At 45.1% G+C, this 22,769-nt stretch carries 19 protein-coding genes; 17 read left to right on the top strand and 2 right to left on the bottom strand.

Translation table 11 applies throughout. From position 1 onward, the window contains the following. Nucleotides 1–28 precede the first annotated feature (28 nt). From B2751_RS06130 to B2751_RS06095, 8 genes are all read left to right on the top strand, one after another. Complete coding sequence (locus B2751_RS06130) at nucleotides 29–916, top strand: glucose 1-dehydrogenase (protein WP_035409372.1); 888 nt, start codon at nucleotides 29–31, stop codon at nucleotides 914–916. A gap of 124 nt (nucleotides 917–1,040) precedes the next feature. Further along, nucleotides 1,041–2,588: a fatty acid--CoA ligase family protein gene (locus B2751_RS06125; RefSeq protein WP_035409371.1), complete on the top strand. Its 1,548-nt coding sequence runs from the start codon at nucleotides 1,041–1,043 to the stop codon at nucleotides 2,586–2,588. 66 nt (nucleotides 2,589–2,654) lie between these two features. Further along, complete coding sequence (gene mgsA, locus B2751_RS06120; RefSeq protein ID WP_029340960.1) at nucleotides 2,655–3,089, top strand: methylglyoxal synthase; 435 nt, start codon at nucleotides 2,655–2,657, stop codon at nucleotides 3,087–3,089. A gap of 96 nt (nucleotides 3,090–3,185) precedes the next feature. Then, nucleotides 3,186–3,341: a hypothetical protein gene (locus B2751_RS06115; RefSeq protein WP_290748659.1), complete on the top strand. Its 156-nt coding sequence runs from the start codon at nucleotides 3,186–3,188 to the stop codon at nucleotides 3,339–3,341. Nucleotides 3,342–3,475: 134 nt separating this feature from the next. Beyond that, nucleotides 3,476–4,138 carry a response regulator transcription factor gene (locus tag B2751_RS06110; RefSeq protein WP_290773542.1) on the top strand — a complete coding sequence of 221 codons (663 nt, stop codon included), beginning with the start codon at nucleotides 3,476–3,478 and terminating at the stop codon, nucleotides 4,136–4,138. Next, a complete protein-coding gene (locus tag B2751_RS06105) occupies nucleotides 4,135–5,517 on the top strand; it encodes a sensor histidine kinase (RefSeq protein WP_035409370.1) in 1,383 nt (460 codons plus the stop codon). Before B2751_RS06110 ends, B2751_RS06105 begins: the two co-directional genes overlap by 4 nt. A 110-nt stretch (nucleotides 5,518–5,627) precedes the next feature. Further along, nucleotides 5,628–6,101 carry a competence protein ComK gene (locus B2751_RS06100; protein ID WP_035409368.1) on the top strand — a complete coding sequence of 158 codons (474 nt, stop codon included), beginning with the start codon at nucleotides 5,628–5,630 and terminating at the stop codon, nucleotides 6,099–6,101. A gap of 98 nt (nucleotides 6,102–6,199) precedes the next feature. Further along, nucleotides 6,200–6,607, top strand: coding sequence for a hypothetical protein (locus tag B2751_RS06095; RefSeq protein ID WP_023467385.1), 408 nt, complete (start codon nucleotides 6,200–6,202; stop codon nucleotides 6,605–6,607). Between the two features lie 44 nt (nucleotides 6,608–6,651). On the opposite strand, the gene B2751_RS06090 is transcribed toward B2751_RS06095, so the two are convergent. Beyond that, nucleotides 6,652–6,993, bottom strand: a complete 342-nt coding sequence (locus tag B2751_RS06090) for a hypothetical protein (RefSeq protein WP_029340963.1) — start codon at nucleotides 6,991–6,993, stop codon at nucleotides 6,652–6,654. Between the two features lie 60 nt (nucleotides 6,994–7,053). After that, a complete protein-coding gene (locus tag B2751_RS06085) occupies nucleotides 7,054–7,431 on the bottom strand; it encodes a truncated hemoglobin (RefSeq protein WP_231496881.1) in 378 nt (125 codons plus the stop codon). 138 nt (nucleotides 7,432–7,569) lie between these two features. On the opposite strand from B2751_RS06085, the gene addB reads away from it, so the two are divergent. From addB to B2751_RS06040, 9 genes are all read left to right on the top strand, one after another. Further along, entirely contained in the window at nucleotides 7,570–11,001 is a 3,432-nt protein-coding gene (gene addB, locus B2751_RS06080) for a helicase-exonuclease AddAB subunit AddB (protein ID WP_290773539.1), read from the top strand. Further along, nucleotides 10,998–14,549: a helicase-exonuclease AddAB subunit AddA gene (addA, locus tag B2751_RS06075; protein ID WP_290773535.1), complete on the top strand. Its 3,552-nt coding sequence runs from the start codon at nucleotides 10,998–11,000 to the stop codon at nucleotides 14,547–14,549. The genes addB and addA overlap by 4 nt, the downstream gene beginning before the upstream one ends. A gap of 198 nt (nucleotides 14,550–14,747) precedes the next feature. Next, nucleotides 14,748–15,125: a response regulator gene (locus B2751_RS06070; protein ID WP_035409361.1), complete on the top strand. Its 378-nt coding sequence runs from the start codon at nucleotides 14,748–14,750 to the stop codon at nucleotides 15,123–15,125. Then, nucleotides 15,106–17,649, top strand: a complete 2,544-nt coding sequence (locus B2751_RS06065) for a HAMP domain-containing sensor histidine kinase (protein WP_290773531.1) — start codon at nucleotides 15,106–15,108, stop codon at nucleotides 17,647–17,649. Before B2751_RS06070 ends, B2751_RS06065 begins: the two co-directional genes overlap by 20 nt. Nucleotides 17,650–17,733: 84 nt before the next feature. Then, on the top strand, nucleotides 17,734–18,114 hold the full coding sequence (locus B2751_RS06060; protein WP_056060012.1) for a DUF1516 family protein: 381 nt from the start codon (nucleotides 17,734–17,736) through the stop codon (nucleotides 18,112–18,114). 139 nt (nucleotides 18,115–18,253) lie between these two features. After that, nucleotides 18,254–19,252, top strand: a complete 999-nt coding sequence (locus B2751_RS06055; RefSeq protein ID WP_290773528.1) for a class I SAM-dependent methyltransferase — start codon at nucleotides 18,254–18,256, stop codon at nucleotides 19,250–19,252. A 106-nt stretch (nucleotides 19,253–19,358) separates the two neighbouring features. Further along, on the top strand, nucleotides 19,359–20,849 hold the full coding sequence (locus B2751_RS06050) for a phytoene desaturase family protein (RefSeq protein WP_035409353.1): 1,491 nt from the start codon (nucleotides 19,359–19,361) through the stop codon (nucleotides 20,847–20,849). Further along, nucleotides 20,846–22,327 carry a phytoene desaturase family protein gene (locus tag B2751_RS06045; protein ID WP_290773525.1) on the top strand — a complete coding sequence of 494 codons (1,482 nt, stop codon included), beginning with the start codon at nucleotides 20,846–20,848 and terminating at the stop codon, nucleotides 22,325–22,327. Before B2751_RS06050 ends, B2751_RS06045 begins: the two co-directional genes overlap by 4 nt. Next, nucleotides 22,287–22,769: phytoene/squalene synthase family protein (locus tag B2751_RS06040; RefSeq protein WP_290773522.1), on the top strand; the 483-nt coding region annotated here is incomplete at its 3' end. The genes B2751_RS06045 and B2751_RS06040, both read left to right, overlap by 41 nt.

The raw sequence follows: 22,769 nt of genomic DNA, 5'->3' as shown, positions 1-22,769 counted from the left end.
TATCAACAGCATAGGGGGAGTTTTTTTCATGGGCTATAATAAAGATAACTTTTTAGAAGGTTCGTTGACGGACTTTATCGATTTTGAACAGATTTCAAAACAATTACCGAAGACGGAGGACGAACAACCGTTACCTTATTATGAGCGTGATGATTATAAGGCAGCAGGTAAGCTTGAAGGAAAGGTCGCAATCGTCACAGGCGGCAATTCTGGAATTGGTCGTGCTGTCTCGATTGCTTATGTCCGTGAAGGGGCAAAGGTCGTCATTGCTTTCTATGGCGATCAAGAGGGAGCAGAAGAAACGAAGGCGCGTCTTGAAGAATTAGGAGGCGAAGTCCTACTTTCTAAAGGAGATATTGGGGACGCAGACTACTGTGAAACACTTGTTCAAAAAACGATCGACCATTTCGGTCGCTTAGATATCGTCGTCAACAATGCAAGTATGCAAAAACCAGAAGATAGTCTGAAGGATATCACGGATGAGTCGATGGAGAAGACGTTCAAGACAAATATCTTCGGAATGATGCGTCTTGCCCGTGCCGCACTACCGCACCTTTCACTTGGTTCTGCCATCATCAATACAACATCTTCGACAGCATACGAGGGGAACGCATTATTGATCGACTACTCCGCTACTAAAGGAGCAATCGTTAGCTTCACGCGGAGTCTTTCAATGAATCTGGCAAAAGAGGGAATTCGTGTCAACGCCGTCGCGCCTGGTCCGATTTGGACACCACTCATCACGGAGACGTTCCCGGATGAATCAGTCAAGACGTTCGGTAAGAATACACCTATGGATCGCCCAGGGCAACCGGCCGAGATGGCATCTGCTTATGTCTTCCTCGCCTGTAACGATTCAAGTTATATGACAGGACAGGTCCTTCACTTAAATGGTGGTGTCATCGTTAACGGTTAAAAAGAAACTCGGTGAAAACGTTTCCAAAAAGTGTTACACTATCCATACGGTCGCTTTTGACTACGTATGGATTTTTTTTACGTAAAAAATGAATAGTCATTCATTCGAAAGGGGAATTTTGCTCATGCTTGGATTGATTCAATCCGTTGAGGAGACAGCTCGAACACATCCGGACACAACGGCGTATGTGTTTGAGGACACGCAAGTCAGCTATCGTGAGTTCGTCGAGAAGTTTCACCGGGCAGCCGGCGCGCTTGAAGCAAATGGAATTCGAAAGGGCGATCATGTTGCGCTTATCTTAGGGAACAGTCCATCCTTCCTAGTCGCGTACTATGCCATCATGAAACAAGGAGCTATTGCAATTCCAATCAATCCTACATACACGCCGGATGAAATCGGGTATATCCTGATGAACGGTGATGTGAAAGGGATTTTAGGCATTGCTCCGCTTGTCGAAGCTGCAAAAGATCGTCTCGTTCATTTACCGAACCTCAAGATTGTCGTCTCTGTTCCCTATGCGGATCAGGAAGGACCAAACGAAACACATCAACAAGTTACGTTCATCACGCTCGATCGCTGGCTCGAAATCGAACATCCATTGACAGACGTGACGAATGAACTGGATGACATCGCCGTCATTCTCTATACAAGTGGGACGACAGGAAAACCAAAAGGTGCGATGTTATCGCATCGTAATCTGACGTCAAATGCGCGCTCAATCGGAGATTATCTACACGTATCAAGTAAAGACCGGACACTTGCCGTATTACCAATGTTCCATGTCTTTTGTTTGACAGTCGTCATCAATGCTTCGCTCGCACATGGAGCCTCAATCATCATTGCTTCACGGTTTTCACCACAAGAGACGTTTGAGTTAGCGAAAAAAGAACAGGTGACGATTTTTGCAGGCGTGCCAACGATGTATAATTTCTTACTGCAAACCGTGAAGGCACATCCGGAATACGCGACCTATTTTGAGTCAACCCGTCTATTCGTCTCAGGAGGAGCGAGTCTTCCAGTACCACTCCTTGAAGCGTTTGATCAGACATTCCAGTGTCATATCCTCGAAGGATACGGTTTATCGGAAGCATCGCCCGTCACTTGTTTCAATCCGGTCGATGGTGTTCAGAAACCAGGCTCGATCGGTACATCGATCGTCGATGTTGAAAACAAAGTTGTCGATGAACTCGGACAGGAATTACCAGATGGTCAGGTCGGAGAATTGATTGTTCGTGGACCAAACGTCATGACGGGTTATTACAAGATGCCAGAAGAGTCGCAAGCGACGTTACGCGATGGCTGGTTATATACGGGTGATTTGGCTCGTCGTGATGAAGATGGTTATTTCTATATCGTCGATCGCAAAAAAGATATGATCATCGTCGGTGGCTATAACGTCTACCCACGTGAGGTCGAAGAAGTGCTCTATCAGCATCCAAATATCATTGAAGCCGCTGTTATCGGCATACCGGACGAGGAGATGGGCGAAGCTGTCAAAGCATTCGTCGTTGTCCGTGAGACGATGACAGAAGAGGAGGCTCGGACATTCTGTGGCACATCACTCGCGAAATACAAATGTCCGACACAGATTGAGTTCATCGATCGATTACCTCGTAATACGACCGGAAAGATTTTACGGACCGTGTTGAAGAAGCAACCGACGAATTCATGAGTGTTTCAAGAACTTCAGGTTTCTGAAGTTCTTTTTCTGTGCATAGACAAGAAGGAGGGGATACGAATGAATATCGCATTGATCGCACATGATGAAAAAAAAGATGAGATGATGGGGTTTACACGAGCTTATGCTGCATTCTTCAAGAAAAATACATTGTATGCGACAGGAACGACCGGGCAACGGATCATGGAAGCGACAGATTTACATGTTCATCGCTGTAAATCTGGACCACTCGGCGGTGATCAAGAAATCGGAGCCCTCGTGGCGCAAGGAAAGATCGATATCGTGATTTTTTTACGCGATCCGCTAACGGCGCAACCGCATGAACCGGACGTCTCCGCACTCATTCGATTATGCGATGTGTACGATCTGCCGCTCGCAACGAATGTCGGAACTGCCGAAATTTTAATCAATGGACTTGAACAAGGACAATTCGATTGGAAGGAAATCATTCGAAAACGTCATGAACTAGAACAAAAAAAGTTTTTAGATGATTAATTTTGTGAGAACGCTTCTCATTTTCGTTTAAGCATGCTATAGTCAGTTTGAGGATGATACTGATTATCAATTGCGATGGAAAAGGTGGCGAAGAAAATGGAGATTCTATTAATGACGGGTGTAACAGTATTGCTAGGAGGCGGCGTTGGATTTTTGACGCACGTCGTGAAAATGGAACGACTTCAACAGGTGGCACCTGCGACTTCAAAGAACAAGCAAGTAGCGTATCCAGCGCTCCGTCTCGTCAAATAATAGAAAATTTATGACTTCGCCTTTCTTTTCTTTTGAAAAGAAAGGTTTTTTTGAATTATTATCCACTCTCCCATAATTTTGCGGAATTCCTTTGATACACTGAAACAAAGCACATTAGTCGAGGAGTGAGAGCCATGCATACAATCTATTTGGTTGATGATGAAGTGAACTTGAATCGTGTACTCGTAAAGTACTTGGAACAAGAAGGTTGGCAGGTTAAATCGTTTACATCTGGTGAGGCAGCTGCTTCTTCGATCGTAGAGAAGCCAGATTTGTGGATTTTAGATATCATGCTACCGGATATGGATGGTTTTCAATTGATTAAGCGAATCAAGGCGCATGATGAAACGACACCCGTCATTTTCATTTCGGCGCGTGATGAGGATATCGATAAGATCATTGGTCTTGAGATGGGATCGGACGATTATATTGCGAAGCCGTTCCTTCCGCGCGAACTGGTCATTCGTGTCAAAAAAATCTTAGCACGTACGTATGCGACACCGAAAAGTGGCGTCATTCAATACGGCGATTATATGATTTATCCTGAGAAACGAATCATCGAGGAGAACGGTCAAGAAATTGATCTAACCTCAAAAGAGTATGATCTACTGATTTTATTTGCGACACAAATCGGGACACCGATGTCTCGCGAGCAGATTCTCGTCAGTGTCTGGGGTGACGATTATTTCGGTTCGGACCGCGTCGTCGATGATCTTGTCCGTCGTGTCCGTAAAAAATTATCGAAACTAGAACTCGAAACGATCTATGGTATTGGCTATCGCTTGGTGTCTGCATGAAAAATCGCAGTCTCGGATTTCAGATTTGGGCGATGTTTCTGCTCGTCATCGTCACATTATCTGCAGTCATTCTCCTTGTCATCCGCTCATCGATCGGAAATTTCATCGATGAACAGGTCTATTCGACGCTTGAGAATAGTGAGGTCTTCTTCTCGAAGGATGCCTCTGTCATCGAGATGCTACAAGATAATCCGATTGAATTCGATCGTCGAAAACAAGAATCTCGATCAGTTAATATCCTATTGCTATCTAAGAACGGAAAACTTTATTACGGTGGGGCACCGCAACAACTGATCAATCAGATGTACCGTGATGCAATTGATCAAAAAACAGTTACGGCAAAGTATACGACGCGTCTTGATAAAGAAGACGTTTATTATAGTATTCGTAAAATGGAAGAGAGCGGCGAAACCTACTATCGTGTCTCTTACGTCTGGGATGCTTATCGACAAGAACTGATTACACAACTGTTTTCAAAAATCGGCTTCGTCGTCATCATCGGTAGTATCTTTACGTTATTCATTGCCTTCTGGTTGGCGCGTCGTCTAACACATCCGCTCGTCGAAATCGAAAGAGCAGTCGGGAAAATCGCGGCTCAAAAGTGGGATACACCACTTCCGCTCGATCGTGGGGATGAAATCGGTCGACTGGCACGGTCCGTCGATGCGATGCGGATGGATCTTGAAAAGCAGGATAAGGCACAAAAATCGTTGCTTCAAAATATTTCACATGATTTGAAGACGCCAATCATGGTCATTCGAAGTTATGCTCAGTCCATTTCAGATGGGATCTATCCAGATGGTGATTTAACCGGCTCCGTATCGGTCATTGATGAGGAAGCGGAACGATTAGAGAAAAAAGTGGCGGCTCTTCTTTACGTCACGAAGCTCGACTATTTCGAGCTCGATCGTTCTACGTGGGATAATGTCGATATCGATCGGATGATACACCTGCTGAAAAATCGTTTTTCTGGAACGAAGTCACTCGAATGGCATGTTAGTGGAGAAGCGGGAATCGTCCTTGGTGAAGGGGAACAATTACGAGTTGCACTCGAAAACGTCATGGACAACGCGATTCGTTATGCTGAAACACAAATTGACATCCGACTGTCTGGGACAGCGGATCAGGTTCATATCGAAATTGAAAATGATGGACCGCCACTTGATGACTCTTCGCCCTTGTTTCATCAATTTTCACGGGGCAAAGAAGGGAAGTTTGGGCTTGGTCTTTACATTGTCAAAAGGATCGTTGAGCGTCATGATGGTACGGTAGCAATTGAGAATCGCCCTGCGGGAAATGGAGTCGGGAAAGTTTGTGTGATTTTTAATTTCCCACGTCACTTTATTGAACAAGAGGAAAAAAAGCCAGAAGAATTTTAAAAACGGGATCCTAGGATCTCGTTTTTTTCATTAGGAAATAATCGGTATACTCATGCAGAGTAGAAGGAAGTTTGATATAACCAATATAATTCAGGAAGGGAGTGAAGGAGATGTCATACCCAGTTACGGAAGAAACGTTAGCTTTGATTCCACGATATGGTCAATATGGTGAACCACAGACACTTGTCATCAAGGAGCATTCGGAAAGTATTTTAGAGGGTCATCCGATTAAGTTGATTGAAGAATCCTGTTTATATTTTGGTTCATCGATGCGTGGACGGATCGAAGCAGCGCGACATATTCTTGGTCCGAACCGAAAGACACCTGTTTTAGTAGATTGGCAGGCACAAACGATATTTTTTCCGACGACCGCAAAAGAAAAGGCGGAATGCATTTGGATCAATTTCAAGCAAATGAAGACTGTTCAAAAAAAGTCTGGAAAAGTACAGGTAGAGTTTCAGACAGGTCAATGTATTGATACGGACGCATCCGCATACAGCATCGAACGGCAACGAATCAAAACGTTGGAACTGGCGTATGAAATGCAACGGCGCTTCCAATTGCCGGAGTTTAAGAATCGATGAAAAGTGGAAACACATAACAGGAATCTTACTTATGTAAGGAGAAAGAAGTAGAGAGAGAAATCATAGGGAGGTGAAGCGGTAACTTTTACCGCGACACGATGAATGAATCATATGAATGGTTAAATCGCCGAAAATTGCAGCCTGGATTTGGTGCGACAGGTGGCAGACGCTTTATCAGTTCTCGCATCGTACGTCCGGAAAATACACCGGGTAAACGAATCAAAGGAATCAAACGCGCGCGACAACTAGTCGTCGATGATGCCGGAAATCGCCGTTGGGTCACGAAACGAATCGTTGTGACGGATGCTGCGAAGCATGTCACGATGAATCGTCGAACATCGATCGCCTTAAAAGAGACGAATGAATCGCGACTTGAACAAGTCAAACAAAAACTAGCATCTAATAAAAAAGTCTTACTTCCAATCTTGGCGGCAACAGGAATCGCTGTCGCAGGTGGCGTTCTTGCCTATGTCCTTCGTCGGAAGAAAAAACAATCCGATCAATAAAAAAGAAGCCGTTCTCCAGTTGGGAGGACGGCTTCTTTTATGTCTTAAAGGAATCGTTTCCGTAAAGAAGTCGAAAGTGCTTTGTCTGCGATTTCTTCTAGTTCCGTCAAGTTCGTCGGATCAAAGCTATCATTGTAGAACCGACCTACAAAGTCGACACGGTCGTAATCGAGTTCCTTGAAAATCAAGTGTTTATGATCGTCATAAAAAACGACACGGTAGTAATCAGAACCGCGTTCAAGGGTGACGAGACCTTTGATATGGTCCAATTTTTTTTGTTCTTCGGTTTGTTCTTCTTCGAGTGTATCGTCCTCGTTCGTCGATGCTTCTGCTTGCTCAATCGCATTCTTTACGAGTTCCGGTCGTTGTTCTTGTTCTTCCGTCATGTTATATCGCCTCCATTTATTATTTTACATGGAAATGGACAGATGAGAAAGAAAAATCCCTCAGTCCATCTGGTGTGCTTCGCAAACACGTAAGACATTCGTTGCGCCAATCCGTAATCGCTCGAGGAGTTGGAGTCGCGCTTCTTCATTTGGAATCGTATCAAGAGAAGCTATTTCCATCAGTTCCAACCAACGGATGGCATGCTCTTTTTGAATCGGCAATAGCCGGTGAATCATCGCTAAACTCGTCGGCGGTTGATTCGGATCGCGTGGACCTCCTGTCATTTGGGTCAAGAAGGCGAATTGTGCCTGTTCGACACGGTGTCGATCATCAGGGAATAACGGACGCAATAAGGAATCATGATAGACTTGATGATAGAACGAATGAATCAAAGAGGTGAGTACTTGCTCGCCTCCAAGCATTTCATAGAGCGACAAAAATCATCACCTGCCTTACATTAGGATGTGTTCTGATTATAGCAAATCTATATCGAAAAGACATGCGTCGAAAACAGTACATTTGTTCTTATTTGTGCGATAATAATGATACATAAAAACGTAGAGGAGGTTTTCTTGATGAACCATATGCACATTGGTCGTGCTGGTAGTGGGAAAACGACACAATTGATTGAGCGCGTCGTACAAGAACTCGAGCAACGACCACTAGGCGAGAAGATGTATTTCATCGTTCCGGATCAGATGTCATTTGAAATGGAGCGTCGGATTGCGACAGATGAACGGATAGCAGGTCTTGTTCGTCTCGAAGTCATGAGTTTACGGCGCTTTGCGTTTCATATTTTACGCGATTACGGAAATCAAGCAATTCCATTTCTCGATGAGACAGGAACACAATTATTACTCCGACAGGTCGTCGAGGAATCAGAAGACGAGTTAAAGATTTTTAAGCGTACGAAAAATATGCCAGGATTTTTCCAAGGACTTGATGAACTCATCGCGTCGTTTAAACGCTCATTGATCGAGCCAGATATGTTGCGTCAAGTGAGTGATCGGTCTCTCGAACGGTCACCAAAATTGAACGACCTTGCGTTGATTTATGAGCGCTTTGCGGAACGAATCGTCGATAAGGCACTCCATGCGGATGATTATTATACGACGTTACTTGAGTTGCTTCCGAAAGCGCGACTGGATCAAGCGACGATCATCGTCGACGGATTTTATGAGTTTTCGCTTCAGGAACAACAAGTACTGCTTGCCTTGATGCAACAAGTGGCTGAAATGCATATTAGTTTTACAATGGACGCGGCGGATCCTTATGCAAAACAAACGTCTTTTGGTGTGTCCCAGCGTTGCTACATGCAGTTGATCGGGCAAATGCAGGAACAATCGATTCCGTACGAAGAAATCTTGTATGAACAGCCAATCAAATTTCAATCAGAAGGGCTACGGCATTTAGAGCAGGCCTTGTTAAAGCCAGGTTATCCATCTGTCGATCATGACGTTGACGGCTTTCAGATGACAGCTGCAGTCAACCGGCAAGTCGAAGCAGAATCAGCCGTGCGGAAAGCGATTCAACTTGTTCGACAAAAAGGGTATCGATTTCATGAAATGGCATTCGTCGTACGACATCTTGAACCGTATGCGGATCACTTGGAACGAGCCTTCCACATGTATGATGTTCCGTATTTCTTGGATCAACGTGAGCCGATGATCCATCATCCGCTCGTTGACTTGATTCAATCTGCTTTAGACATCGTGACATCGGGTTATCGGGAAGAAACGGTCTTTCGTTTACTGAAGACGGAGCTCTTACCGATTCCAGCAGAAGATGCGCGTCTAGCGCTCGATCGTTTCGAGACGTTCGTGCTCGAACGCGGCATCAAAGGGTCGATGTGGCAACAACCGTGGCAATTAAAGCGACGCTTAGCAGAGGAAGTTCGCTTAACGGAAGAGGAAATCGCGCAAGAAGAGGAATTGAATCATCTCCGTACGTTCGTCGTCGACTTGATTGAACCGTTACACCGTCGGTTAAAGCAGGCAAAGACGATGAGCGCGTATACGAAAGGTCTTTATCAATTCCTCGAAGAACAAAAAATTGCAGAACATTTAATGGAATGGCGCAAGCAAGCATTAGAGCAAGATCAGTTACTTGCTGCTCGGGAACATGATCAAGTGTATGAAGCGATTCTTCACCTATTCGAACAGCTAGAAGCTGCTGCGCCTGAGCATACTTTATCAATGGACTTGTTCGTCCAAATGGTCGAGACAGGACTTGAGAGTCTGCGTTTTGCACTTGTCCCCCCATCGCTTGATCAAGTCATTGCGACGGATTATGTGCGTGGACGATTGCAACGAGTGAAAGTCGTCTTTTTACTGGGAGCGAATGATGGTCTGATTCCGTTCGTCCAAGATCAATCGAAGTTACTGTCCGAAAATGATCATGACTTTTTACATGAACATGGTATTCCGGTCGGAAAAGCGTCCCTCGATGTGTTTGATGATGAACTATTTTATCTGTATCAAGGGATGATGGCTCCAAGTGAAGCATTGTATGTCAGTTATGCGCTTGTCGATGAAGAAGGAAAGGCGTTGCAGCCGGCGGCAATTACGAAACAATTGAAGCGGCAACTGTTGCTTGATCGTCCGATCAAAACACAGTTTGCGGAGGCTGGCGAACATGCACCGCAAGAACAACTCGATTTCGTGACGAGTCCCGATCGCGCGGCAGCAGCGACGGCGATTGAACTCCGCCGTTTGCAACGACGTTATCCGATTCAGCCAATTTGGTTTCAAGTATATAATTCACTTCTTGAAAACGGACAAGGACGCGAGCGAATGGGTCTATTCTCAAGTGCCTTGTTCTATCAAAATCAAGCGGAAGCGTTACCGGAAGGGTTGGCGCATCGCTTATATGGCGAGTCTCTGCAAGCGAGCGTTTCGCGCTTTGAAACGTATAATGCTTGCTCGTATAAACATTTTGCTCGGTATGGACTTCGTTTACGCGAGCGAAAGCTCTATAAATTCGAAGCGCCGGACATCGGAAATCTGTTCCACGGCGCATTAAATGATCTGTCGCTCAGTATCAAAGCTTCCGGACGGCACTGGCGCGAGCTCGATAGTGAGACATGTGGAACACTTGCGAAGGAAGCTGTTGAAAAGGTGACACCAGAAATCCAGAATGCAATTTTGATGAGCTCGAGTCGATTTGGTTATATCAAGAAAAAGTTGACGGATGTCGTCGAACAGACCGCTAAGATGCTCGTCGAGCAGGCGAAGCGAACGGATTTTGAACCAGATCTATTTGAAATCAGTTTTGGGAATGCGACGTTTCCACCATTACGCTTTACGCTACCAGACGGAACGGAAATTGAATTCACAGGACGCATTGACCGTATTGATCAGGCGATGATCGGTGACCAGTTATACGTCCGTATCATAGATTATAAGTCGAGTGCACGAGGACTGGATTTTGCGGAAATCTATTACGGACTCGCCATACAGATGTTGCTGTATTTGAAAACAGTCGTGGAACAGTCAGAGTTGCTGTATCAACAGCAGGCAAAACCTGCTGGTGCGCTGTATTTCCATGTTAAAAATCCGATGCTACGAGGCGATTTATCTGCTGATGAAGCAGAACGTAATCGACTATTACTTGAGTCCTATCAGATGCAAGGCGTCATTCTCGAGAATGATGAGGTACTGCGAGCGATGGATCATATTGCATACGATGAACGAAAAAAATCCCCACTCGTCAAAGTGACCTTCACGAAAAATGGACTGCATAAATCACAGACGAAGGGTGTTGTACAAGAGGCAGATTTATCGGCACTGATGGATCATGCGTGGGAGGCATTAAAAGACAGCAGTCAAGATATCTATGATGGGGATATTGCAATCAATCCATTCGATTATCAGGAACGGACACCGTGTAGTTTCTGCGAATATCGTTCAGTCTGTCAATTCGATGAATCACTCGGAAATCAATATCGTCCATTAAAACCGATGTCTGAAAAAGAGGTACTGGAACGATTGAAGGAGGATGAAGAATGAGCGTGCGTTGGACGGAAGAACAACAACAAGCCATTTCAGCAAGGGGAGGACATATCTTAGTCTCAGCAGCTGCTGGATCAGGGAAAACAGCTGTCCTCGTCGAACGGCTGACGCAACGATTGATCGATCCCGAAGATGAGTTGTCGGCGGATCGGATTCTTGTTGCTACCTTTACGAATGCAGCAGCGCGTGAGATGAAAACGCGAGTCATTGAGGTCATGGATCAGCGTATCAAAGAGGCACCGGATGATCTGTATCTAAAAAAACAACGTCAATTAATGAACCGGGCACAAATTACGACGATCCATTCATTCTGTCTATCGATTCTACGTGAGAATTATTACCGGATCGGTTTGGATCCGGCGTTTCGGATTGCTGACGAATCTGAACTGTTATTACTGCAAGATGATGTCTTAGAAGCGGTCTTTGAGTCGTTCTATGCCTCTGAGGATCCGGGATTCTATGATTTGATCGATAGTTATACATCAGATCGGGACGATCAAGCGATGCTTTCGCTGATTTCAAATCTCTACCGTTTTTCTCGATCCTTACCTGATCCGGAAGCGTTTTATGCGCATTTAATCAATCAGTACGATCAACCAATCGATCCGGATGAGTCTCCGCTCATGCAACGATTGGTCGAACTGGAATGGGAGACGTTGTCGAATCTACTAGGACGTTATCGAGAACTTGCTTTTGAATTGGAACAGTCCGGATATACGGAAATGGGACAGATGATGCGACAGGATATCGCTCCTTTTGGAGTACTTGAAACGTCAGTACGGCAATGGTCGATGGTTGCTCTTGCGTTTCAAGCAGTAGAATTCGGTCGTTGGAAAAGTCCGCGCGGAGATGAAGGCATCAAACCGTTCCAGACAGAGCGGACACGACTCGTTGCAGAATTCAAGAAAATGAAAGAACTGTTTGTCCAAAAAACAGGTGTCGATTACTTGGAGGATTTACGATCACAGCTCCGACATGTAGAAACGATTGTTACACTCGTGCGTCAATTCGCAAATGATTATCTCGAAGCGAAACAACAACGTGGAATTGTTGATTTTTCGGATCTTGAACATTTTGCATTAGAGATTTTGACGGAAGAGGGACAACCGTCGGATGTGGCAAAACTTCTAAAGGAACGCTTCGTTGAGGTACTGGTCGACGAATACCAAGATACGAATGAAGTCCAGGAACGCATCATTCAACTGGTTTCGAAAACGGACGAGGCAACAGGGAATCTATTCATGGTCGGTGATGTCAAACAGTCCATTTACAAATTTCGACATGCAGAACCAGGATTGTTCCTGGAGAAATTCAAACGATTCCAGCAGACCGACGTCGGAACACGCATCGATTTAACAAAGAACTTCCGCAGTCGCCTCGAGGTGTTGGATGGAACGAATCAAATCTTCCGCCAAGTCATGGATGAGACAGTCGGAGAAATTGATTACGATGAAGCGGCGCACCTTCGACTCGGTAATTTAAGTTATTTAGAATCAGAGCAAGTCGACCCTGAATTACTCTTGATTGATCCGCTTGATAGTGAAAAAGAAGAAGTTGAAGCACGAGCGATTGCAACACGAATTCTAGAACTCGTCGACTCTAAACATCCACATCTGATTTACGATGCGAAATCGAACCGATTCCGGACATGCGAATACCGTGACATCGTCGTCTTGGCCCGTTCGCGCGGCAAGCGTGTTCAGGCACTCGTTGAAGTACTCGAACAGTATGAGATTCCGGTCTATGCAGATACGACGGGCGGATATTTCCAAGCGACGGAAATTCAAATCATGATGGCGTTACTCAAGACAATCGATAATCCACTTCAAGATATCCCGTTCGCCAGTCTGTTACGATCGCCGATTTTCGGTGTGGCGGATCGTGATCTAGGGCGGATTCGAGCAAAACAAAAAGAAGGAAGCTTTTATGAGGCGGCACTCGCGATGGCGACAGAGGAATCAGCACTTGGTATTCGAATAGACGAGATCATCCGTCAGATTCAAGCATGGCGAACCGAAGCACGTGGGAGTGCGCTTCCTGCCTTCATTCGATCATTGTTTGATCAGACTGGCTATTTTGAGTATGTCGGCTGTCTCGCTGGAGGCAGAAGTCGTCAAGCTAACTTAAATGCCTTATATGAGCGGGCAAAGCAATATGAGACGTCCGGTTATCGTGGGCTATATCGTTTTCTACGCCTGATCAATCGGTTGATCGAACGAGGAGAAGACTTCGCAGAAGCCCGTTCGCTTGGAGAAGACGAGGACGTCGTTCGAATCATGACGATCCACCAATCAAAAGGACTCGAGTTCCCCGTGACGATTGTCAGCCAATTGACGAAGCAATTCAACAAACAGGATCAAATGCAGGCCATTCAGTTGCATAAGACGTATGGCATTGCTCTAGACGCCATTGATCCGATTCGTCGTTTGCGATCTGGAACGCTATTGAAGGAAGTCATCCGTCGGGAAATGGATCGCGAGATGAAGGCAGAAGAGATGCGCGTCTTGTATGTTGCGATGACTCGAGCGAAGGAAAAATTGATTCTCGTCGGGACAGTCAAGGATTTAGAAGATCAAATGGTGGCCTGGCAGATGACGCCACTCGACGAAGTCTTACTACCTGAAAATGACCGGCGCCAAGCGAAGAGTTATGCGGAATGGGTCGTTCCGGCAGTCTTACGCAGTAGTTTACTACGTCCGGATGAGACGAACTGGTCGATTCGCATGATGTCTTTAGAGGAGTTAGCACCGTATCAAGAAATCTCAACACTCGTGGAGCAACTCGAACACGTCCAAAAGCTTGAAAAAATTGATGTGCCCGTCAATACGCACGTCAAAGAAATCGTTGAATCGGCATTTTCGTATCAGTATCCGCATCTACTCGCGACAGAGACGGCAGCGAAACAGACCGTTACGGAACTGAAGCGCGCGGAACAGTTGGAACGCGCAGCATTTGAAACGACGTATCGCCAGACGACGTATTACCGAACGCCACAATTCCTTGGACCTGTACTTAGTGGAGCGGAACGAGGAACGGTCCTACACCTAGCGATGCAATTATACAAACCGGATACAGCGATTTCAGAACAGATCGATCAATGGGAAACGATGGAACGAATCACACCTATCGAAGCGACGACGATGCGGGAAGCAACACCACAGTTGCAAGAGTTCCTAGACTCCGAGATCGGACAATTGTTCAGCGAACGACTACGGACAAACCACGTCTATCGAGAGTTACCGTTTACGTATAAAATCGGAGCATCACGTTTTCGGAAAGACTGGACGGGTCCAGTGGATGACGCAGTCATGCAGGGAATCGTCGACTGCTTGATTCAGGATGGGGAGTCATATATCTTACTCGACTATAAATCGGATCAAATCGTTACGACGGAAGTCGGACAGACACCTGCTGATGTGTTACGTGAACGGTATGCGACTCAATTGAATCTATACCAAGAAGCATTAGAAGCTATTCTTCATATTCGAATCTCGCGGAAAGTCATTTATGCTTTTGCTTTAGGAGAAACGATTGATTTAGTTTAATTTTACGACTGAGACCTCTCTTGTCCTCCTACTTCAGGTAGAGGCGAGGGAGGTTTTAGTATAGTTCGAAAGAGGGATGAGGAATAAAGGAATAAAATCAAGGTATGGAGTGATTTCCGTTTCTTATTGTGAAAAAACTGTGTAAAATAAAGAAGATATGTCACTTTAATGATGGATAATTTTGGGAGGTTTTAATAGATGGCACGTATTTTATTAGCAGAAGATGAAGATGTCTTACGTATGTTGGTACTTGATACACTAGAAGATGAAGGATATACGATTGATGAAGCGACGGACGGAGACGAGGCATATCAAAAAATCATGAACACGGAATATGACCTCGTTCTGTTGGATTACATGATGCCTGGGATGACAGGAATCGAAGTCATCGAAAAAGTTCGACAACATCCAGATAAGCAACACTTGAAAATTATGATGTTGACCGCTAAAAGTCAACAATCTGATCGAGAGCGCGCGGAAGAAATCGGTGCAAACTACTTCTTTTCGAAACCCTTTAGTCCTCTTGAGTTGATTGATGTAGTAGGAGGAATATTGAGTGATCACCAAGTGGATTAATCGAAAAATCGGACGCCAACTTATGGCATCCTTTTATGTCGTATTAGCTACATTGATGATTTCATCATTGATCGTCTACAACTACACGGATACGAAATTGCAAGCGACACGGGCGAAATTAGAAGACATCCGAGATCGCAGTGCACGCGCAGGGGCTCTATGGGAAGAATGGCAGGATGTTCAATTCAACATGCGTGGCTATGCCTTGATGGGAAATGAAGAATTGTATACCCAAGTCATGGCTCAACAAGATAAGATTGCTCAGCAAACGGATTGGTTCGAAAAAAATGCAATCTACGATCAAGGAAAGGCATTCGCCCAGTCCTCGAGAGAACTATATCAATACTATTTCGATGCAATCTTGCCGCTTGTTCAATCCTATGTCAAAGCGAAAGAGTCAGGAGATATTACAGAATCCTTCTTGAAAGGAACGACGCTAGCTGAATTGCCACTCGGTCAAAAGTTGTTAACTGAAGGAAAGATTCAGTTAGATAGTCAAGGAAACATCGATGTATTATCAGAGATTAATAAAAGTGAACTGGCACTCGGCGGTTATCGTGAATTTTTGGAAGATTGGGCACAACGGACAAGTGATCAATTGGAGCAGGAAATCCGAACGACGCAACTGATTTGGTTAGCGAATATCGTCGTTTTGATCGCTGTTTTGATCTTCTTCATCTATCCATTCATTCGTCGCATCACGATTGAATTATTGTCTCTCGTTAAGAACAGTCAACGGCTTGCGAATGGTGAAGATGTTTTAAGCGTCAAAGTACCGAATCGTAAAGATGAGATTGGTATTTTAGCACTATCGTTTAATCAGATGGCAAGTTCGATTTCTGAGAATAAACAGCATCTATTGGCAAAAAATGAAGAGTTGCAAGCCCAGCAGGAAGAATTACAAGCGCAACAAGAAGAATTGCAAGCACAACAACAGGAACTTGAAGAAGCATTGGAACTGACGATGCGCAATGAACAACACCTTCAGTACCGGAATGATCTGACAGAGACGCTCGCGGCACGTGAATCGTTGACCGCTTATCCGGAAATCATCGAGAAGCTCGTCACGATCACGGATTCTGAAATTGGTGCATTAGTATTCGTCGATGAGGAAGAGAGTTATTCCGTCGTCACCTATGGTATGACGGATGAACTGGCAGAGCAGTTACTTCAAAACGATGCGTCACTGTTAAAACGAGCAAAATCACTCAAGACACCAGTTCACTCCTCTAAACAAGTCGTGAGCAATCATCCGTTACCGTACCCGTACTATATGTATGAAACGGCTGTGCCGATTCTCGATCCAACCGCAGATGATATCATCGCGTATATCTATCTGGTCCGTTACCGCGATCAGTTTACGAATGAACAGATGCGGGATGTCATGTCCTTCTCTCGTCAATTGTCGTTATCCCTTCTCCGGATGCGTTTGTTTGACGAGATGACGAGAGAAAAAACGAAAACGGAACGGATTCTCGATTCAATTCGTGAAGCGGTCATCTATCTTGAGCCAGGGAAAGAAGAGGTTTTCGTCAATCGACCACTGTACGATCTATTCCCGGAACTGCGATATGGTGTCCAGGCGGAACAAGAAACACTTCAAACATGCTTAGAAGTCATTCAATCCGTCGTCGATGAACCGGAAAACTTCAGTCGATATGTTGATTCAGTTCTTCGTGGAGAATTACCGACAGATAGTCTACAGTTCTCGATTAGAAACGAAACGGTATTCATTCAATTTTATGTCGAGGTGATTCACATTCATCAGGTGCATAAAGGAACGATGCTTGTCATGCGGGATGTGACGAAAGAAACCGAAATGGATCGTTTGAAATCAGAACTCGTTTCGACTGTATCTCATGAACTTCGAACACCGCTTTCTTCGATTTATGGTTTTACAGAGCTCATGCTCAATCGAGATATTGAAGAATCGCGCCAAGATCGATACTTACGGACGATCCATTCCGAAACAGAACGTCTTGCGAATCTCGTCAACGATTTCTTAGACGTCCAGCGCATGGAGTCAGGTACACAATCGTACAAAAAGACATCTGTGAACATTCATGCGATTGCTGAAGAAACGACACACTTTTATGCGGCTTCGACACAAGCCCACCGGATTATGTTCCGTCACGAAGGAAATCAGTTGCCTGTCATTGAAGCAGATGAAGAAAAAATCAGACAGTTACTCAATAATTTATTGAATAATGCGGTGAAATACTCACCATCTGGTGGTGCGATTGATGTCGTACTCACGACATCACGTGATCAAGTCATTCTTCAAGTTCGGGATGAGGGAATCGGGATTCCGAAACAATCACTCAGTCGTCTATTCGAAAAGTTTTACCGCGTCGATAACTCGGATAGTCGGAAAATCGGTGGTACGGGCCTTGGTCTAGCCATCTGTAAAGAAATCGTCACCGGTCATGGGGGAGAAATTCATGTGGAATCGGTCGTAAGAGAAGGGAGTCTTTTCACTGTCAAATTCCCACTTGTTCAGTCCACACATGTGACAATCTCCTGAAAAAATCATATAGCAACAAAATAACACTAGGTGTTCGTACGGAAATCAGATACGATGAAATAGGAAAAGAAAGGAGGAAATGAAATGCCAATCACAGCATTCGTTCACACACACGTCTTACTTTGGGTACTTTTATTGGTTACGTTCTTCGTCGCGTTTTCGATGTACAAGAACAATAAGAAAGCCGCAAAAGGCATTCATATGGCGTTCCGTCTTCTGCTTTTATTGACGTTCGCGACAGGTCTTTACCTGTACATTAAAATCATGGGGGTGTCTGAAAATCCAGATCCACTCTACCATGCGAAGATCACAGCAGGTCTTTTGACGCTCATCTTCGGAGAATTGACACTCGTTCGTGTCAAAAAAGGAAAAGCCTATTCCGGTTTCGTCATCGGATTCATCGTGCTTGTCCTTGTGACAGTATTCCTTGGCTATTCGCTTCCATACGGTATGAAGTTTTTCTGATTTTATGCGAAATCAAAGAGTCCTTTTCGACCTTTTGGGTCGAAAGGACTCTTTTTGTCGTGTCTGCTAGTAATTTTTGTTTACAAGTGGTTGTTATTTGGGAAAAGGGATGTATTACACAGTAGAGAGGGGAACGCTTGTGGCACAGTTGAAGGAATGGACGAAGGTCTTCCGGGCACGGAAATGGATGAAACGCGCAGAACCGGTGTTACCACTCTGGCATGGATACATCGGTTATAAATATGGGTTATTCGATGCTCTTCAATCGGGAGCGACGCAGGCGGAAGCGCAACTACGGATGCGACGTCCGCTGACACAGGAAGCGTTATCCCGCTGGTTTGAGGTTGGCGTAGCTGTCGGTCATTTAAAGAAAAAAGATTTACGTTATACGGCGACGCGTCATGTATTGCCAGAACTTTCTCAATCAGACGATCGTAGTATCGGTTTTATGTTATCTGAGATGATGGAGCTACATTTACCCGCCTTGTTCTCTTATCCACAATTCCTAGAAGAGGGGCAACAGAAAGTCTTTAATGGAGAAGAACATGGCGACATCGTTGCCGAAACGTCGGCACTTGTCGAGACCGTTGCTTTCCCGGCTGTACGTCATATCATTCGAAGTCGCAATCTGACATCACTGCTCGATATCGGCTGTGCCTATGGCGGTTATCTTCGCAAAATTCATGAGGCGTTGCCTGATTTGCGACTCGCTGGAATCGATATCGAAGAATCGGTCATCGCCGAAGCGAGACGACGAGATACGAGTGGAGAGATTGACTTCGTCGTCGGAGACATCAAAACGTTTGACGTAAAAGAAACGTATGATGGTGTCATGATGAATAATATTTTGTATTACTTCCCACAACCGGAACGTCTTGCTTTACTAAAAGGGGTACGCCGTTTTGTCAAAGATGATGGAACAGTCATTCTCGTCACTCCACTTCGTGACAGTTCACATGGTGCACCGTTCTCAGCAGCATTCAATGCCTTTATGACACTGCATGAGAATTTGTATCCATTACCAAGCCAGGAAGAATTGAAAGAAGATTTATCGAAAGCTGGGTTTGGAAATATTTCGATCACACCATTCTTAAAAGAAGGTGCTTGGTATATCGTGACTGCAAACGCCACTTCCTAAGCGAAGTCTGGCGTTTTTACAGTTGGAAGACAGTTCAAATTTGTCGCTCTTACTATGTGCTTAGTATAATAGTTGAAACGATGAGAGATAAAAAGGAGAGATTTGGGTGAAGCGACGCGTAGCAGTGATAGGAGCAGGACCAGGGGGACTTGCATGTGCCTTGTTATTAGCAGGAAAAGGAGTAGACGTCACCGTTTATGAAAAACAACCGCAAGTCGGTGGACGAACTTCTGCCGTCAAGCTAGGTGAATACACATTTGATCGAGGACCGACTTTTCTTAATATGCCGCATATTTTAGAAAACGTCTTTCACGAAGCCGGTCTACGGTTAGAAGATTATTTAGATCTAAAGGCACTTGATCCGATGTATACACTCTATTTCAAAGGTGGAACAGAACAGTTCACGATGACGACGGATCGGGACCGGATGAAAGAGACGATCGAGCGCCACTTTCCGGGAAATGGGGAAGGGTACGATCGATTCATGGCAGAGCAAGCGTTAAAGCTCGGTAAGTTGATGCCGATTCTACAGACACGTCATGACCGATTAACGGACTACTTGTCACCGCGTGTCTTAACAGCACTTCCGCGTCTCTCACTCGGGCGATCACTTTATGATGTCTTGTCCGACTATTTCACGAGCGAAGAACTGAAGTATGCCTTTACGTTCCAAGCGAAGTACTTAGGGATGTCGGCTTGGGAATGCCCAGGAGGTTTCTCCATCTTGTCTTACATGGAACATGCATACGGTGTCCATCATCCGATTGGTGGGATGCATCAGGTGCCACTTGCGATGCAACGTGCCATCGAAGAACTCGGTGGAACGGTTCAGTTAGGTACAGGCATCAAGCAATTGATCTTAAACGGCAAAGTCGTCGAAGGGGTCATCCTTGAGTCAGGTCAACATGAGTTATTTGATGAAGTCATCGTCGGTGCTGATTTCGCACATGCGATGAATCACCTTGTACCGGAAGGAGTACTGAAAAAATGGTCCCGACCAAAAATTGATCGCAAAAAATTCTCGTGTTCGACGTTTATGTTGTATCTTGGCGTCAATCGGACATTCGATGCGCCACATCACACGATTTATTTTGCGGAAGACTACGAGAAAAACGTTCGCGAGATGACGCAGACTTTAGAATTATCCGATGATTTTTCATTTTATGTTCAAAATCCATCCGTTCTTGATCCGACACTAGCACCTGAAGGAAAGTCCGCCATGTATGTGTTAGTTCCGGTTCCGAACAACTACTCGGAACTCGATTGGTCGATCGAAGGACCAAAATTACGTCGACGTGTTCTGGATACGCTTGAAACGCGTTCACCGTATCAAGGGATTGAAGCGGCAATCGAAGTCGAAGAGATGTTCACGCCGGACGATTGGGAAGCGATGGGGATCCATCAAGGAGCGACGTTTAACCTTGGGCATCAGTTGACACAGATGATGTATTTCCGACCGCATAACCAGTTTGAAGAGCTGGATCACTTGTATCTTGTCGGGGGAGGCACACACCCAGGGAGCGGCTTACCAACAATCTTCGAATCCGCGCGTATTACGGCAGAACTCGTGCTCAAAAAAGAAGGGGTGCGGACATGAAAATAGGATTCGTAGGAGCAGGCGTCGGAACACTGCATGCAGCACTTTTGCTGACAGCAAGACATCCGGGAGTCGAGATTACGATTTTTGAAAAAGAAGCGCATGTCGGTGGTCGATTACGATCCGTCGATTTTGAATCCGGTGGACGCATCGATGAAGGTCCGACAATCGTCCTGATGCCAGGTAAGTTGAAAGAGCAGTTGGCAGAAGCAGGCGTGACGGGAGTAAAACTCGAACGGGTGGATCCATTGTATGACCTTCACTTCGACGACGGGACCGTCGTTACGAAAGTATCTGATGTCGTGGACCAAGCCATTGCGATCGAACGCCAATTCGGCGAAGGTCGTGGATTTTATGAATTCATGCATCAAAAAGAAAAGGATTATAAGACGAGTGTATCGAAATTTTTAGAACGTGGTTATCGTCGGAAAACGGAGCTGTTGCATCCAGAAATGATGCGTCCATTATTACAGATGCACGCTTTAGAGACAGCGCATGATCATTTGAAGCGATACTTCAAGAGTAAATATTTGCGCATGGCATACAGTTTCCCAACATTTTATATCGGAGGAAATCCGTATACGACACCATCCATCTATGGTTTGATTCCATACCGGGAACAAGCAGAAGGTGTCTGGTATGTAAAAGGCGGTTATTTCTCACTTGCTGAACGCATGTATGACACATTAGTCGAACGAGGTGTCCGGTTCGTCTTCGAGGCACCCGTTGAACGAGTCGTCGTTGACCAGGGACAGGCGAAGGAAATCGTCTTACAAGGTGGAACACATGAAGCATTCGATCAAATCGTACTAAATGGAGAGTTTCCATTAATGGAACGTCTTGTGGAAGGTAAACAACCTAAAACATATACTCCTTCAGGCGGGACGCTATTGCTGTATTTCAAGATGAAAGGGAAAGTTGACTTACCGGTGCATCGATTTTTGATGCCGAATGACTTGGAACCACTCATGACAAACATCTTTAAAAAAGGACGATTACCTGAACATCCGGCAGTCTATCTGTTCCATCCGAGTCAGATTGATCGTAGTTTAACAGGAACGGACGATAGCGTCGTCTATTCATTAATTCCTTCTCCCCGTGGCTATGGTGTGAAAGATTATGAAAAAGTAGACTTCGTCGAGACCGTACTCGAAAAAATCGAGCATCATCATCCGGGATTTCGGGAAAAGATACAAGAAATGAAGATTCGTACACCGAATGATGCACAGGCATTTGGACTATACGAAGGTGGCAGTTTTGGAATTGCTCCGACGATTCGTCAATCAGCTGCCTTAAAGACACAGGCAAAACCATATCCAGATATCGATCGACTATATGCCGTCGGTGCATCGGTGCATCCGTGTGGAGGAGTACCAGTCGTCATGATGGGCGCAACGATACTCGTAAACCGAATGGAACAAGAGATGGGGTGGAAACATGAATTCAATGACGATCCAGAACGCGTATATCAAATGTGAGGAAGTCATTCAGTCCGGATCTAAAACGTTCTATAAAGCCTTTTCACTCTTACCAAAAGCAGATCGACAAGCTGTTTATGCGATTTATACATTTTGCCGGTTCCTTGACGATACCGTCGATGAGTCGGATACGCCGAAAGAGAGTTTACTAGCTTTCTTGAATGAATTCAAACGATTCCGCAATGGTGAAGTACTAAATAAACCGTTATGGATTGCGTTAGCAGATGTATTTGAACGTTACGAAATGGATGAGACACCCTTTCTCGAACTCGCGGAAGGTATGCGTTGGGACATCGAGAAAAATCGTTATCAGACGCTTGAGGAGACAGAGCAATACAGCTACTACGTAGCGAGTACTGTCGGTTTGATGTTGTTGCCCATCCTTGCACCGCAACAGCCTGATCTCCGTAAATCTGCTATTGATCTTGGAATCGCGATGCAA

It is taken from the genome of Exiguobacterium sp. UBA6282 (genome assembly GCF_002440475.1).
Taxonomy (GTDB): Bacteria; Bacillota; Bacilli; order Exiguobacteriales; family Exiguobacteriaceae; genus Exiguobacterium_A.
Note: the sequence above shows the minus strand (reverse complement) of the source record. Positions and strands in the feature narration are given on the sequence as shown.

What these genes read in the sequence shown, in the direction of transcription:
- B2751_RS06130 (WP_035409372.1), top strand. Translation starts at nt 29, where the DNA reads ATGGGCTATAATAAAGATAACTTTTTAGAAGGTTCGTTGACGGACTTT.
- B2751_RS06125 (WP_035409371.1), top strand. Translation starts at nt 1,041, where the DNA reads ATGCTTGGATTGATTCAATCCGTTGAGGAGACAGCTCGAACACATCCG.
- mgsA (WP_029340960.1), top strand. Translation starts at nt 2,655, where the DNA reads ATGAATATCGCATTGATCGCACATGATGAAAAAAAAGATGAGATGATG.
- B2751_RS06115 (WP_290748659.1), top strand. Translation starts at nt 3,186, where the DNA reads ATGGAGATTCTATTAATGACGGGTGTAACAGTATTGCTAGGAGGCGGC.
- B2751_RS06110 (WP_290773542.1), top strand. Translation starts at nt 3,476, where the DNA reads ATGCATACAATCTATTTGGTTGATGATGAAGTGAACTTGAATCGTGTA.
- B2751_RS06105 (WP_035409370.1), top strand. Translation starts at nt 4,135, where the DNA reads ATGAAAAATCGCAGTCTCGGATTTCAGATTTGGGCGATGTTTCTGCTC.
- B2751_RS06100 (WP_035409368.1), top strand. Translation starts at nt 5,628, where the DNA reads ATGTCATACCCAGTTACGGAAGAAACGTTAGCTTTGATTCCACGATAT.
- B2751_RS06095 (WP_023467385.1), top strand. Translation starts at nt 6,200, where the DNA reads ATGAATGAATCATATGAATGGTTAAATCGCCGAAAATTGCAGCCTGGA.
- B2751_RS06090 (WP_029340963.1), bottom strand. Translation starts at nt 6,993, where the DNA reads ATGACGGAAGAACAAGAACAACGACCGGAACTCGTAAAGAATGCGATT.
- addB (WP_290773539.1), top strand. Translation starts at nt 7,570, where the DNA reads ATGAACCATATGCACATTGGTCGTGCTGGTAGTGGGAAAACGACACAA.
- addA (WP_290773535.1), top strand. Translation starts at nt 10,998, where the DNA reads ATGAGCGTGCGTTGGACGGAAGAACAACAACAAGCCATTTCAGCAAGG.
- B2751_RS06070 (WP_035409361.1), top strand. Translation starts at nt 14,748, where the DNA reads ATGGCACGTATTTTATTAGCAGAAGATGAAGATGTCTTACGTATGTTG.
- B2751_RS06060 (WP_056060012.1), top strand. Translation starts at nt 17,734, where the DNA reads ATGCCAATCACAGCATTCGTTCACACACACGTCTTACTTTGGGTACTT.
- B2751_RS06045 (WP_290773525.1), top strand. Translation starts at nt 20,846, where the DNA reads ATGAAAATAGGATTCGTAGGAGCAGGCGTCGGAACACTGCATGCAGCA.